Origin of the sequence: Ancylomarina longa (assembly GCF_003996985.1) — a bacterium.
GTDB lineage: Bacteria > Bacteroidota > Bacteroidia > Bacteroidales > Marinifilaceae > Ancylomarina_A > Ancylomarina_A longa.
Genome location: NZ_RJJX01000024.1, coordinates 1 through 15,532, shown reverse-complemented (window position 1 = coordinate 15,532; position 15,532 = coordinate 1). Strand labels below are relative to the sequence as shown.

At 35.5% G+C, this 15,532-nt stretch carries 8 protein-coding genes; 3 read left to right on the top strand and 5 right to left on the bottom strand.

Going from position 1 to position 15,532, the window contains the following annotated elements; genetic code table 11:
• Positions 1-471: 471 nt before the first annotated feature.
• The 4 genes from nadC to DLK05_RS13750 form a co-directional block, all read right to left on the bottom strand.
• Positions 472-1,320, bottom strand: coding sequence for a carboxylating nicotinate-nucleotide diphosphorylase (gene nadC, locus DLK05_RS13765; protein ID WP_127344589.1), 849 nt, complete (start codon positions 1,318-1,320; stop codon positions 472-474).
• A gap of 23 nt (positions 1,321-1,343) precedes the next feature.
• A complete protein-coding gene (nadB, locus tag DLK05_RS13760; RefSeq protein WP_127344588.1) occupies positions 1,344-2,918 on the bottom strand; it encodes an L-aspartate oxidase in 1,575 nt (524 codons plus the stop codon).
• A 248-nt stretch (positions 2,919-3,166) separates the two neighbouring features.
• Complete coding sequence (locus tag DLK05_RS13755; RefSeq protein ID WP_127344587.1) at positions 3,167-5,425, bottom strand: glycoside hydrolase family 65 protein; 2,259 nt, start codon at positions 5,423-5,425, stop codon at positions 3,167-3,169.
• A 39-nt stretch (positions 5,426-5,464) separates the two neighbouring features.
• Positions 5,465-6,712 (bottom strand): MFS transporter, encoded by a 1,248-nt coding sequence (locus tag DLK05_RS13750; protein WP_127344586.1) that lies wholly within the window; start codon positions 6,710-6,712, stop codon positions 5,465-5,467.
• Between the two features lie 466 nt (positions 6,713-7,178).
• On the opposite strand from DLK05_RS13750, the gene DLK05_RS13745 reads away from it, so the two are divergent.
• Positions 7,179-8,198, top strand: a complete 1,020-nt coding sequence (locus DLK05_RS13745) for a LacI family DNA-binding transcriptional regulator (protein WP_127344585.1) — start codon at positions 7,179-7,181, stop codon at positions 8,196-8,198.
• A gap of 330 nt (positions 8,199-8,528) precedes the next feature.
• Here DLK05_RS13745 and DLK05_RS13740 read toward each other — a convergent pair whose 3' ends face one another.
• Positions 8,529-9,449, bottom strand: a complete 921-nt coding sequence (locus tag DLK05_RS13740; RefSeq protein ID WP_127344584.1) for a carboxypeptidase-like regulatory domain-containing protein — start codon at positions 9,447-9,449, stop codon at positions 8,529-8,531.
• 1,376 nt (positions 9,450-10,825) lie between these two features.
• On the opposite strand from DLK05_RS13740, the gene DLK05_RS13735 reads away from it, so the two are divergent.
• A complete protein-coding gene (locus DLK05_RS13735) occupies positions 10,826-13,942 on the top strand; it encodes an SIR2 family protein (protein ID WP_127344583.1) in 3,117 nt (1,038 codons plus the stop codon).
• Between the two features lie 116 nt (positions 13,943-14,058).
• The gene (locus DLK05_RS13730) at positions 14,059-14,766 is read left to right on the top strand and encodes an SIMPL domain-containing protein (protein WP_127344582.1); all 708 of its coding nucleotides are present in this window, start codon (positions 14,059-14,061) and stop codon (positions 14,764-14,766) included.
• Positions 14,767-15,532 lie beyond the last annotated feature (766 nt).

Sequence of the window (15,532 nt, the reverse complement as noted above, 5' to 3'; positions counted from 1 at the left end):
TTTAGTTTTTAATAGTGTTCGATTTGGTTTTTTTGATTGGTTTAAAAGCAAATGGTACCGCGACAATATCTTTTCTAACGTAAAAAAAACGATAAGGTTTTGCTTTAGAAAACATTACAGTTGGCTTAATTGCATCGAAATATACCAATATTTCCATTATAGATTTAGCAGGAAATAGTAGTATTTTCTGTTTTGTTGACAAGAGTATTTTCTTAGCGTCCAATAAGATGAATATAAAATATGCCAACTTGTTTAATAAATGAAAACATCTATTTATCTATTGAAAATCATTGTTTTTGTCAGATAAATTGATTTAGAGATCAGATTCATAGCTTGGTCGGATAAAAACTGATTTACATTAAGGAAATTAGTAATACACATTTATACCTACTTCGAAGGACCTCTAAAAATCCTTTATTAGGTAGTGATTTGCTTACCTAATCAAATGTCAGAATACTCATTTTCTTAAGATTAAAAAAAGATGTTTTGACTGATATCTAAGGCAGTTACCGAATGGGTGAGGGCTCCAATTGAAATAAAATCTACTCCTGTTGCCGCAACTCCAGCAATTCTTTCCAAGTTCATGTTACCGGATGCCTCTACCAAAGTGTTGCCTTGAATCAACTCAACCGCTTGCTTCGTCATATCATTACTCATATTATCCAGCATGATAATATCAGCTCCCGCTTCAACAGCTTCCTTTACTTCCTCTAAATTGGTTGTCTCCACTTCTATTTTGATGGATTCAGGAATTGATTTTCGAATTTGACTCACCGCATTGGTAATCCCCTGTGCAATTTTTATGTGGTTATCCTTAATCATTGCCAGATCGAATAAACCCATACGGTGATTGGTTCCACCACCCATTTTCACGGCATATTTATCCAGACTTCTTAATCCTGGAACTGTTTTTCGGGTATCCAGAATTTTAACTTTACTGTCTTTAATGGCATCTAAATATTTTGCAGTTTCGCTTGCAATGCCTGACATTCTTTGCATCAGATTTAAGGCCAGTCTTTCACCAGTTAATAAAGCTCTAAATGTTCCTTTTATTTCCAGGATTACATCTCCTTTTTTTACGCGATCTCCATCCTCAATAATTGCATTCCAAACTAAATCAGGATCTAGTTTACGGAAAACCAATTCTGCGATGGGCAAACCTGCAATAATACCATCTGCTTTTGCAGTCATTCTTGCTGAGGCTATGGTATTTTCAGGAATTAAGTTATTGGTAGTAATATCTCCGCTTCCAATATCTTCCTGAAAAGCATGATTTAGGATATATTCAATTTCCTGAATGTTTAATCCCGTATTTTTCATTGTAGTGTGTTCTTTAAGTCTTGTTATTTTTCCTCAACAGGTGTAAAGGAAAGTTCTTTATTATTTTGTTGTAGTGAGTGCATTGAAAAACTGTCAAGTTCTTCTGGGAAATCATCACGATAATGACCTCCTCTGCTTTCTTTTCTTGCCAATGCTCCTTTTATCAAAAGCTCACAAACCAAGAGTAAATATCTTAAACGTAGGCTATAGTACTCCTCCTTCTCAAAAGGGAAGTCATTGGAAATAGTTTCTATAAATTGCAGACTTTCGGTCAGGCTTTTCTCATTTCTTACGATACCCACTTTTGTATTCATGAGTTTGGCAATCTGATTGGTATATCCTAAAAAGAGATCTGCTAATTTTTTATTGCAATGGATCTTTGTGCTTGAAATAGAATAATTTTTTTCAGTCTGTGGATTTTGTACGGCATGATCTATTGCTCTTTTGCCATAAACCATACATTCCAATAGGGAATTTGAAGCGAGTCTATTGGCACCCATAACTCCGGTAGAAGCTAATTCACCACAAGCGTACAGATTTTTGATGTTGGTTTCTCCATGTAATCCGGTTTTTATTCCACCAACCATATAGTGGGCAGCAGGAGCGATAGGAATTTCATCACACATGTCAATTCCTGCCTCTTTACATTTTGCGTAGATAAAGGGAAAGCGGTTCTTGATTTTCTCTTCATTCAAATGCTTTAGGCTTAAGATCACATGATCGGTATTGCTTTTTTTCATCTGATCGAAGATAGATCTGGCAACAATATCTCTGGGAGCGAGTTCTGCGAGAGGATGAATGTCTTTCATAAAGCGTTCTCCTTTTGAGTTGAGCAGATATGCACCCTCTCCGCGCACAGCTTCACTTATTAAAAAGGTATAGCCTTCTTTTATATAAAATGAACTTGGATGAAATTGTATGAACTCCATGTCGGCAATCTGCACTCCGGCCAGATATCCCAACGCAATACCATCTCCAACAGTAGTTTCTGGATTTGTTGTTCTTTGATAGATGGCAGATGCGCCACCAAGTGCTAATATTATTGTTTTAGCTTCAATCGTAAGGTTTGAATTGTCGGTTACATTAAAGCTTTTAGCTCCGGAACAATTTCCATCATTCACTAATAGTTCATACACCATTTGATTTTCGAAAATGGTGATGTTCTTATTTTCTAATACTTTTTCAATGACAAAATGAACTACCTCACGGCCTGTAGAATCACCACCGGCATGTAATACTCTTCTGCGATGATGACCACCTTCCAATCCAAGTGCCAATTCCCCATTTTCGGTATCGAATTGCATACCAAGAGCGATTAATTCTTTGATCCTCTCCGGGCCTTCGTTCACAAGAATATCTACGGAAGTATAGTCGCAAAGACCTCTTCCGGCAGTTAGGGTATCTTCTAAATGATATTGAGGAAAATCTTCTGAATCTGTAACGGCAGCAATACCACCTTGTGCAAAATATGAATTGCTAACATCCAGTTTCGATTTGGTTAATATGGCAACTTTCCCAAATTGCGATGCATAATGCGCCGAATATAGACCTGCCAATCCACTTCCGATTACTAAATAATCGAATTGATGGTGTAACATTGTAGATAAATATTGATTCGTGCGAAAATAGGAATTTTCAATCTATCCAACGCATAAATTGGCGAAAATATGAGAAAAGAACATCTTGTAATTAATCAAAACAAGAGGATTGTGATATTTTTTGTGGGGATGAATTACTAAAAAGGAGGCCATTATGAAACAGCCTCCTTGTACTTTAAATCTTTTTTCAGGAAAATCGATGTTAACCTTAGATCTTCTTTAATATTTGATTTTTAAATCGAAATTCATTACTTCAAAAGTAACTTGTCCGAGAATAATGCAATTTCAATAGGATCTCCTTCTATTAATTTAAAATTGGTTTCATCCTTACTTAAATGGCATTGTATTTTCCGTCCTTTAAATTGGATCGAGAATACCAGAGATTCCCATTTTTCAGGAAGATGCGGCTTAAAGGAAAGAACCCCATTTGTCAATCTCATGCCAGCAAACCCAAAAACAATAGACATCCACGAACCACCCATGCAAGCAGTATGAATTCCATCCCCCGAATTGTGATGTAAATTATCTATATCCAGACGAGCCGTGTTCATAAAATAATCGTATGCTTTGGCATATTGACCCACCCGATTGCTCATGATACTATAAATACAAGTTGATAAAGAAGAATCATGGGTTGTAATCTTCTCATAGTAATTAAAATCATTGATTACCAAATCCAATTCTTCTTCCTGATCCAATAAAAAATGAGCGAGAAGCGTATCTGCCTGTTTACATACCTGGTGACGGTAAAGCGTTAAGGGATGATAATTCAATAATAGAGGATAATTTTCCTTAGGAGTATTTTCAAAGTCCCAAACTTTTTTATTCAGGAAGCTATCGTCCTGAGGATGAATTTGCATCTCCTTATCGAAAGGAAGTAGTATATTGTCACCTGCTTTGATAAAATCTTGCAACTCGGAATTTTGCAAGGATAACTTTTCTGTATAAATCTTCTGTTGTTCAGGATTGCTTTTTCCCAATAGTTCATGGAATCTGGCAGCTTTAAGAAAGAGGTTTTTGGTTAATGCATTTGTATAATAATTGTTGTTCACAATACAAGTGTATTCGTCGGGGCCAGTAACAGCATCGATGCAAAACTTACCATCTCTTCTAAAATGACCAATTTCAAACATCAATCTTGCAATTTCAATTAGCATCTCCATTCCTTTTTCGAGGAGAAAATCTTCGTCTTCGGTTGCCTCAAAATATTGAGTGATAGAATAGGCTATATCTGCATTAATATGATACTGTGCGGTTCCTGCAGGAAAGAAAGGGGAACATTCATCACCTGCAATTGTTCTCCATGGATACAGAACACCCTTTGTATGTCCCATTTCTTTTGCTCGTTTACGGGCACTTTCCAAAATACTATAACGGTATTCTAATAAATTTTTTGCCAGATCAGGATTCGTAAATAGGAAGAAAGGGAAAATATATATTTCTGTATCCCAAAAATAATGTCCTTCATAACCTTCTCCGGTAAGACCTTTAGCTGAAATATTACTGACCTTATCCTTACCGATAGATTGCAATAAATGATACATATTAAAACGAATACCTTGTTGAAGAGCACTATCTCCCTGAATAAGTACGTCTGATTTCTCCCAAAAATCTTTTAAATATTCTTCTTGTGCTTTTGCATAAAATTCAAATATTTTATTAGCAGAAGTGGTGAGGATTTCCTCATTGGATTTGGCTGGGGACTCATGTCTTCGGGAATCAGTATAAACAGCAAATTTGGTGAATGAAATTTTGCCTCCTGGTTTTATGTCACCGGTATAAGTATGTGTAATGGATTCCTTGTAACAATCCACTTTTTCAGTAAATGATTCCGGGAAAAGATGACTAATACCACAAACTACTGTAAATTTTGTGTTCACAGTTTGAGCGCATACAAAGGAAGAAATCCCTTTTTGAAAAATATCAGTGACTTTTAATGACTTCGCGGAGGATGTACCTACCCGAGGATCATCTTCTGAAACCATATTGGAAACATCACCATCTACAAATGACCGCAGTACAACTTTACCCGAAAAATTAATCGATTCGATGCTTAGATCAATTATAAACAATTCTTTAATGGTTAAAGCAACCATCCTTTTCCAGGATATTTTAATTTCGCTTCCTTTTGGTGATTTCCAATGAATTGTTCGGCTGATTACCCCTTTTCTTAAATCTAATTCCCGGTTATAGTCTAGTACTTCACCTTCAAATAAGGAATAATTTTCATCGTCTATTTGAATCAATATCGCTTGGGCATCTATCAAATTTACAATGCTCTGACTTCTGTCGGGGAAACCAAAAAGCTTCTCGCCGTATTGAATTTCTTCACTTTCGAAGAAAGCATTTATATAAGTGCCTTTTGTAGATGTAATATTAGAAGGAACACCTTCCTCAAAATTACCACGAACTCCTAAGTAGCCATTAGCAAGTGCAAATAAGGTTTCTTTCAGCTTTAAATCCTTCTTAAAATCCTTATCAACAATTTTCCATGTATCCGATATCATAACGTAGTCTTAAAAAAATTAGCAATTGATTTAATTGTATTATTTCTGTACTGTACTTCTATTCAACTTCACTTGCTTATTAAAGCGGATTAATATTAAAAGAAGCAAGGTCATAGGAATTAAGGTTAGATAAAAAGCGGTTTGTCCATCGAAATGGCCAAAAACATTTCCTGTGATGATGGAACCAGTTGTTCCTCCCAATGCAGAGAATACAACAATAAGTCCCGACATTGAGCTTTGTAAATGTTTTGGTAAAGCGCTTAATACAACTGAATTTATTATTGGGTAAATAGGAGAGAGAAACATTCCCATTAAGGGGAAAAGGTAAGCAACAAATGGAGCTCGTAGCCAACTAACATTTTCGACCACAACAATCCCTTTGGTGAGCGGTAAAACCACTAATACAATGCTTGCGCAGATGAGCAAACAAAAGGAGACCACATACAACCAGTGGAATTTTTTAAGTGCCAAACCAGCTGAAAACCGTCCAAGAGCAAGAGCGCCTGCTAAGATTGCACCAGCTTGAATTCCCATTGAGGCTGGTAGTTTAAGTATATTTTGGTAAAAGGTTGGTGTCCAGGTTTGGAAACTCTGTTCGATTAGTACATAGAAGAAAACTCCTAATATAAAGAATACCACCAATGGTCTGATGATCATTTTTAGCATATCCGAGAAATCGCTAGCCAAAGTCTTTTCTTTTTTTACAGCACCGGTTTCATCAAGTTTTGTGAAAAAGAGAAGTAAGAAAGCAATAATGGAAAGACCAGCGAGTATCCAATACACATTAAGCCAGTAACTGGATTTTGGTTCTCCGTCGATAATGAAAAGACTAAATAATACGTTTCCCAACAGAACACCTACCATAAAAAAGCCTTCCAGTAAACTCATAAAGCTGGAGTGTTCTTTCGGAGAATCGGTAACTAGTCCAATAGTAGCAAATACGGTTACTTTGATTAATGCAAAGGATACCCCAACGATAAAAAACAGAATCTTGAAATACCAAAATTCATCGGCAAATTGCATAAACAAGCAAGCTATCGATACCAAAGCCAATCCAATCAACATCGATTTTTTGTATCCTAATTTGGGGAGAAAGGATGCCAGCAAAAAGGATGCAATAGCGATGGGTAAGTCTTTAAATCCCTCCAGAACGCTAGCTCCGGCTTTTGTAATATCGAAATTGCGTTGCACTTGCAAAATCACAGCTCCAACACTATTTAAAAGAATTGCAAAGACAAAGTAGTTTACAATTAAAGAGAGTTTTACTCCCCATTTTGAGTTTTTCATAGGATCGAGTTTGAGATATAGGTTTGTGTTATTTTTTCTAAGGTATTACGAAACGAATTAGGCTATTAATTTTTTACTTACGAAAACGTTTTAGGAAGTCACGAAAACGTTTTAGTAACTTCTCAAAATATCTAGTTTTACATTGGTGTCCGGCTAAATTGTGTCCGCTAAATTTCCTGTCGAACCTAAGCTACTTATTGCTTTTGCAAGAAATTGATATCCACACTTCCATCCCTTTGGGATTGTTTTTAGCTCCTTTAGGAGCGATAGTATGGTAGAAACTCTGTCTGAATTTTAATAGGACACTAATGATAGTTATTATTTAATAAAGATGCGAGTGGATTAACGAGTTCAATTGAAAGGTAAACCACAATTTGTAAGTGAATCTTTTCTGTTATATTTAGCATGTGTTAGGAATTAGTTGACAGCTGACACAAATATCCTAATTTAATAATTTCTGATTTAAATGGCTCAGGTAACCTTAAGAGATATTGCGGATCATCTAAGTATGTCGGTGAGTACAATTTCGAAAGCTTTAAAAGGATATGCTGATATTAGTAAGGAAACCCGGGAATTGATTTTGGCGACGGCCGAAGAGATGAATTATATTCCAAATGCAAGTGCTGTAAACCTGAGAACCAAACAAACCAAAACTATTGGTGTTATTGTTCCTTCTACCGAGCACCAGTTTTTTTCTAAGGTGCTTAGTGGTATTATCGATGAGGCAGAAAAGTATGGATACCTGGTGATCATCCTTCAATCCAACGAGAATTATAATACAGAAAAACAGCAACTACAACTTTTAAAACAGAATAGGGTAGATGGTATTCTTATCTCACTTTCCAATGAAACGCATCGTTTTGAGCACATCGAAAAATTGATGAAGGAGGATATAGCCCTTGTTCTTTTTGATAAAACCACCAAGTTATTGCCTTGTTCTAAAGTAGCAATTGATGACAGACAGGCAGCATACAGTGCTGTAGAATGTCTGCTGAAAAAAGGATATAAGAGAATAGCTCATTTTAGAGGTCCGCATATTCCGCAGTTATCTATCGATCGGTTTTTGGGGTATAAGCAGGCACTTATTGATTATGGAATTCCTTTTGATCCTTCCTTAGTTTATGTCTGTGATAATAACGACGACTTTAAGGATGGATATGAAAATGCCAGACTTTTGGTTCAGGAGCATAAAGATGTGGATGCCATTTTCACCATTACCGATGTAGTAGCGGTAGGGGTGATGAAATATTTCAAAGATGTGAAGATCTCTATTCCGGATGATATTGCCTTATTTGGATTTAGCAATTGGTTTATGGCAAGCGTAGTAACTCCAAGCTTGTCAACCGTAGATCAACCTACCTTCGAGATGGGAAAAACTGCTGCTAAAATATTGTTTGAGGAAATTAAAGCTCTAAAAAATAAAGTGAAAATAGAGCCGAGAGAAATTATATTACCAACTTCCTTAAAGATCAGAGAATCGATTTAAATATCCATTTCTATTACCAGAGTCCCTGGTATTTATGTGTCACCATTAATTCAGGCTGAAGGCCTGATATATTTCAGACTTTCAGCCTGATGATTTACAGCTTATACTAGGGGCGATGCCCCTGGTTCTGGTATATAAGCCCTTCAGGCTTTAAGTGCAATTAGCAACAGATTGCCGCAGTCACTAGCGTTCCTTCGCAATGACAGCTATTATTGAGTGGCATTGCGAGGAGTTTTTCAACGACGAAGCAATCTGTTTCAGTTCACGTCAAACGGTGAAATTGAGAGCCTCAAACAGAGCTGAGACTCCCAATGGATCGGGTAGGGGTAATCAATCAACAGGATGGAGCACAGGAATGGCTTTCATTTCTACCTTGATATTGAGGTATTGGTTGCTGTAACGTCGAATGGTGAGCATTACTGTTTCGTAGTTGATGTTTTCTACTTTTAGGGTGAATTCTCCTTCCGGGAAATTTTTAAAATTGAAGTTTCCTTTCTCGGTGATTCCCGTCTGCATGCCATTTTCTATTACCGTTACATTGCCGTAAGAAATGGGCAGTCCGCTTGCTTTGTCCACGATAAATCCTCGAACATCGATGTGTTGGGTAGTTGTTTTGGTGGTTTTGCGAGCACTAAAATAGGCAGTTACCATATCGGGTTGGCTTTCGCGATAGCTTTCAATCGACCAATCGAGTTTGTCTTTCAGGTACTCCAGACATTGTTTCATCAACTGATTGAATTCCTGGCTGTTTTGCTTGTTTTGTTCCTTAATTAGTTTGCGTTCGGCCAATTTATTCTCTACGGTTTCAGTGTTCTGCTGATAGGCTGTAATGAATTCACCAGAAATAGAATATGAGGCTAGTTCGCTGCTGTATTCCTGCATCAAATCGAATAATTTATTAGCAACAAATAGGGTGTCTTTGTTGGTTAGCTTCGAATGCTTGTTGTTTGTATTGTTGAGTTCAACGATTAACTCTCCATTACTGGTATCGTTGGCAAGTCGCATGAGCGCAACAACAATTTTGTGCGAATCGCTTTGCAGGATTTTTAATAACTGGTTCTTTTCTTTGGTAAGCCATTGGGTAGGTTTGTTTAGTTTCGACTCCTTTGTTTTCAGATTATTGACATAGCCCGTGAAGATGTTAATTTGTGCCTTGGTCGAATCATCAGCTTCGAAAACAGCTTGATTGTCTTGCAATACTTCGCTCGTTTGTTGAATAGACTGGAATTTTAATGCATCTTTTGAAATCATAAAAATATGTTTTTAATGGATGAGAAGATCCTATTGGTTTATCTACTCATCGGGTGAAAAATTTGGATTATTTTATTTAAACACCGGTCGGTGTTGGTTGTATAGATTGATAAATCAATGTGTTGTGATATTTACGACTTGCTCGTGAATTATAAAAACGATTAAAACAGTGCTCTTGGAACGTCAGACAGTGTATTTGAAATTCTTGACAGTTCTCTTGGAATGCCAGACAGTGTACCGAAAAATCGAGATAGTGTACTTAAAATACATGTTAATGCACTTGGAATGCTTGACAGTGCACTAAAATTGCCTGACAGTATACCCTGAAGCCGAGACAAAGCATTCAAATAACAAAACAGTGCATGCTTTCGCAATGCCAACAAACTGTTTTGGAATCAAATTGTGATGTAATAAATGGAACAGAGCCTTAATGTGGATCGAATTGCTCTGTATTTCCCAGTAATGAGTTGCACTTATCGAATGGTGGTATTCTTCATCTGCTTGCAGCACTTTCGCTGTATCCTACGAGCACCCATCCGATATTCCCTATTTTTTCTTCCTGTTTTGATTTGAAGCTTTCAAACCAAATTTCCTTCAATACTCATCATATCCCCTACAATCTCCTATGTTTTTACACCTACTTGATTATATATATGGTATTGTTTACCTGTAAACCAATTCGAACTTATGAAATTGTAATGAATAATACAAAATTAATTGAAAAAATAATAGACTGTTTTACGACATGTTATTGTGCTGTTATTGATAAAATAAAGGATAGCCTGGTTTTTGATTGATTTTATATTATTGTTATTTATAATGATTTTAGATATGATTAATTCCTATGGGTATTTAGAAAACGACCCTGTGTTTAATTTGATACGTATCATTGTAAATGACAGATAAACAGTGTGGTGAAATGTTTAAAATCATCTATTTTTATTGGTAAGATCAAAAGGTTCTAATATTTATGCTGCTATCTATGTTTATTGTGTTGTGAGGATATAATTTTATGTGCTTAAATTGTAGGTGCACTTGTGCTTAACGCTATAAATGTTTAAAGACAGGTAAGACTATTGAAATAAAGTAAATATAAAATTTGAATATTGATTTAGGTTTGTTAAGTTTGATGGGCTCAAGAATTTCCACTAAGCTTTGTATTGAATTTGATGCTTTTGGGAAAGAGTTAAGGAGATATGACGACAATATTGTTGTTGTGTCTGAGTTGGGCTTCATGCTAAAAAGCCATCGCGCAATTAGGCACATTTGCTTTTACCAACGCGATAAAACCAAGCAAAAAAAGCAAAAGAGCCTAATTCTTTGCCGACGCACTGTAGCAAGAAACTAATTTTTAGATAATAATAGCTTATTGACAAATGATAAAAATTGACAAGAATACTTTTTTAAGAAGCTTTAAGGTGCTTTCAAATCAGTCTTTTGATTTGTTTCTAGGCGCAGGTGCATCCATTTCTTCTGGGATTCATTCGGGGAGCGATTTGGTTTGGCATTTCAAACGAGAACTTTTAAGTATTAGTGGAAAAATAAATGGCAAGAAGTTTCAGGATTTGAAAATAGAAGCAAATAAAAAAATCATTCAAAGCTATTTTATTGAAGAAGATACAAAAGCGACAAATCCATATTCCTACTACTTTGAGAAGTGTTATCCTGACCCATTAGTGAGACAGGAGTTCTTAGCGAATTTAGTAAGAGACAAAAAACCTTCAATTGGGTTTATGTGTCTTTCGGCATTGGTTGAGCAGCAGAAATTGAACACCGTTTGGACTACAAACTTTGATGACCTTATTGAAAGAGCAATCAGTAAACTGGACATCAGTTGTCAGGTAGTTTCACCTGAAAATGCTAAGTCAGTTCAAGATTTCAGAAAAGACATTCCAACTGTTGTGAAACTGCACGGAGATTTTAGATATGACCCTTTACAAAATACAGATGATGAACTGCAACGACTTGAAGAAAGTTTACATCACTATTTTTTAGAGGCAACCGAAAAGAAAGGCTTTTTGGTTGTAGGTTATTCAGGTAGCGATGAATCAGTGTTGCAAACTCTTGAAAAATCATTGGAGAAACCAAACGCATTTCCAAAAGGTTTGATATGGTGTATTCCTAAAGACATTGAACCAAGCATAAGATTAATTAGACTTATCGAAAAAGCAAACAATCAGAATAAGCGTTCTGGCTTTATGATTGTAGATAGCTTCGATTACTTCCTTCACGAGCTTTACAAAGTTTGTGATTTAAAGAATGAGCAGATTGACTTCATTGCCAAAGAGCGATTTGAGCAAAGGCAGCTTTTTAGATTAACACAAAACCATTCAGATACTACACCTGTTTTATTAAATTCAATTAGAGCAAAGTATTTTCCAAAAACCATTTTCTCAACCAAGACAAAAATAAATGGAGAAGGTAAATGGAAGAAACTTAGGGGTGTTTTGAAAGGTTCAAATGTCGTAGCAGCTTTCAGTAAAGGTCAAACTCTTTCCCTATTTGGAAATGAAAGTGAAATCAAAGAGCTTTTTAAAGATTATTTTACTGATGATTTAAAACTAATTGATATTCCAGAACATCTTTTCTACCAACCAGATTCGTTCTATATTGGTTTGTTGTACGAATTGATAGAGAAATCTCTACAAAATGATTTCAATCTTTCCTTATACTCCAAAGGCAGGAATATCAGAAAAGTTTATTCAGTTAATCATCCACTGAGTCAAGAAGAGATTAATAGTATTCCTCGATGGTTTAATTTCCGCATTCCTAATGGTATTTTAGTTTTTGAAGCTTTTGAGTTTAAAGTAGAATTTGTTAACAAAGAACTGTTCTTACTAATTTGTCCAACTATACACGTTCAGAGCAAAACAGGTGGTGAACCAGATAAGAAAACTGTACAGGACATTACAAATACCATTATGTCGAATCGATGGAATGGCAAATACGGTAAAAAATTGAGTTTCTGGTACGGAGAGTTAAAAAGAAGAAAAGAAGACCTTACATTTAGACTTGGAGATTTTGAAATAAAATTATCATCATATTACGCCACAGCAGCTAAGAAAATGAATGACTTCTTTTGTTTTGATAGTTATGCTAAAGCAAAAGAACCACTTATTTATTTCCATCATCAAGATGAAACAAAACATTCAATTCACCCAATTAATGGATTGAAAGTTTTAGGTCCCATAGAAGAAAGCTTTGGTGCTAATGTTATTGATTCCAAAATTACATTAGCTATAATATCGCCAGATACTGGTTTTGAAAAGGTTAAAACTCATCTAGAATCTTTGCTCAATCCTGTCAGTCCATCAACTGAAAAGGAATACTTAAAAGATTATCCTGGTTTTGATGAAGTGTATAAAAAACATTTAGTCATTCCGAACTCCATTCAAAGTGAGTTTGTAATATCCATAAACAATCAAGAAATAAGACAACATTCAGCCATACAATTTTATGAATATATAAAAAGTAAAGTTGATATACTTTCTTTAAAAAATACAGAGATTGATTGTGTTGTGGTTTATATTCCAGACTACTGGGCTAATTTTAGGGAACTTAAGAATGAACATACATATTTCGACCTACACGATTCCCTTAAACTTTATGCAGTTAAGAAAGGTTTGAGATTACAGTTTATTGAAGATAAGTCAATTAATTATAGCGACCAAGCGAAAGTAAGGTGGTGGCTTTCTTTAGGTATATATGTAAAATCAAATGGAACTCCCTGGAAAGTGAAAACAGATAATACTGAAACTGCTTTTGTGGGGTTAGGATATGCTATTCGACAAAACTCTAGAAATAAAGTAGTTTTAGGAAGTAGTCAAATTTTTGATGGTAATGGAAATGGTTTACGTTTTTTACTTCAGCCGATTGAAAAACCTGTTATTATTGGAAGAAACCCTTATATGAGTAAAGATGATGCTTTTCGTCTAGTAACAAATATCCGAAATATATATCACAAAATAGACCCTGTTATTGGACTTAAGAAGCTTGTACTTCATAAAACGACGCATTTTACTCGTGACGAAATTGATGGAATATGTTATGCCCTTGAAGGTATTGACAATATTGAATTACTTCAAATACAACAATTCAGTAACTGGAGAGCTATTAAGCTAAAAAAGAACTATTCTACAGGGAAACATGATTTTAATGGTTATCCTATTGAGAGAGGAACAATTATTCAATTAGACGAATTCAGTTTTCTATTATGGACACATGGTTTAGTTATGAATAGAGAATTATTGAAACCATACTATCAAGGGAAAAGAGGAGTACCAACTCCATTACTAATAAAGCGTTTTAGAGGTACAGACCCAATTGAAACAGTTGCAAATGATATATTAAAACTTACAAAAATGAATTGGAATGGTGCTGAATTATATAAATCTATGCCTGTAACAATAGATTTCTCAAAGCGATTGTCAGTAATGGGCAAACAATTAGAAGAACTTGGGAACAAAGCTTATGATTTTAGATATTTTATATAGCCAACCTCCGCTGGTGCACGATTTAATAGCGTTCGGTTTTCTATCATAGAACCACACGAAAGGATTCGTAGCGGTGGTAATTGTAGTAAAGCAAATCACAATCAGTACAAAAGAATATGAAGCATCAAGAAATTTTGAAAGCCACCTTGTTATCCATTGCTATTGTAGTTGCGGGATATTTTATTGGGCATACCCATAAGTTGGCAAAGCAGTACGACCGATCGGTTCAGGTAAAAGGACTGTCGGAGAAGGAGGTAAAAGCCGATTTGGCAGTATGGCCTGTTAATATTACCCTTACGGGGAACGATTTAATGGAATTGAAACGCCGTATTGAGCAACAAAATAAAGCGGTTTACGATTTCTTTGTTGATCAGGGTTTTACGGCAGGTGAATTAACACTTGGAAGTGTAAATATTAATGATGCACAAGCCAATGTCTACAATTCCCCCAATAACAGAACCTACAGGTACATCGCAAAATCGGATATTACCATTCGGACAAAGGATTTAGAGAAACTGCAAAAGGCATTATCGGAATCGCTTCGTTTGATTTCGAAGGGAATACTGATAGGATCGAAAAATCAGTGGAAACCAATTGAATATATCTTTACGGGTTTGAACCAGATAAAACCGCTGATGATTGAGGAAGCAACTAAAAATGCCAGAGAGGTTGCCGAAAAGTTTGCAAAAGATTCCAATTCGAAGGTAGGCAAAATTAAGAATGCCAGACAGGGCTTATTTACCATTACCGACAGGGATATGAATACGCCCGAAATAAAAGTGGTAAGAGTGGTCTCCACCATCGAATATTTGTTGGAAGATTAAAGAGAAGATGAAGGCTATTTTCGTAAATGTACTTCGCAAGCAATTTTTCCCATCAAATTACAATTAGAAGCAATATTCTTATAATATTTGTCTTGCAAAATCATGTAGATTTGCAATCTTGAGGAAGATGAATGGCGGGAATGAGTTACAATCTGGGAAACAATTAACCCGATGTAAGATTGATAGTATTAAACGAATAAGATATGCGTTTTAAGAGTAGCATGGAGAATTGTTATACAACAAAAATGTATGACAAGTCGAAAAGCCTTGAGTGAAGCACAGATAGAATAGCTGTGGAATTGCAACAAAATTATGGTACAAAAAGATCAAGGCTACATTTAAAACACCTTTTTTATTTGCCTCAAGCTTGAGTGTGGTCGAGGGATTTTCAAACAAAGTTCTCCATTTCCCAGACTTACTAAAACTTTCGTAAAACGAAAGATATTTAAAAAAGATGCTACTGTTCAAGCTGCTCAAAAATAAGCCTTTTATGGTATTATTAGCCATAAACATCTTGTTTGCAATAAAAGATACAAATAAACTGAAAGGTTTAGGATGATATTGAAAGCAAACACCTAAAACCCCATACTTGGATAAAAGAAAGAGCCTGTCCAATCGGGAGGCCACTGAAAAAGTAACATACTATCAAGCATCAAACCGAAGAATTACTCTTTGGCTTGATGCTTTTTTAATATCTTAGAGCCTGTTAGAAAAATAATATCATGCTCGTTCAACAACAAACATTAGGCTTAAGCCCATATACAGA

What these genes read in the sequence shown, in the direction of transcription:
- nadC (WP_127344589.1), bottom strand. Translation starts at nt 1,320, where the DNA reads ATGAAAAATACGGGATTAAACATTCAGGAAATTGAATATATCCTAAAT.
- nadB (WP_127344588.1), bottom strand. Translation starts at nt 2,918, where the DNA reads ATGTTACACCATCAATTCGATTATTTAGTAATCGGAAGTGGATTGGCA.
- DLK05_RS13755 (WP_127344587.1), bottom strand. Translation starts at nt 5,425, where the DNA reads ATGATATCGGATACATGGAAAATTGTTGATAAGGATTTTAAGAAGGAT.
- DLK05_RS13750 (WP_127344586.1), bottom strand. Translation starts at nt 6,712, where the DNA reads ATGAAAAACTCAAAATGGGGAGTAAAACTCTCTTTAATTGTAAACTAC.
- DLK05_RS13745 (WP_127344585.1), top strand. Translation starts at nt 7,179, where the DNA reads ATGGCTCAGGTAACCTTAAGAGATATTGCGGATCATCTAAGTATGTCG.
- DLK05_RS13740 (WP_127344584.1), bottom strand. Translation starts at nt 9,449, where the DNA reads ATGATTTCAAAAGATGCATTAAAATTCCAGTCTATTCAACAAACGAGC.
- DLK05_RS13735 (WP_127344583.1), top strand. Translation starts at nt 10,826, where the DNA reads ATGATAAAAATTGACAAGAATACTTTTTTAAGAAGCTTTAAGGTGCTT.
- DLK05_RS13730 (WP_127344582.1), top strand. Translation starts at nt 14,059, where the DNA reads ATGAAGCATCAAGAAATTTTGAAAGCCACCTTGTTATCCATTGCTATT.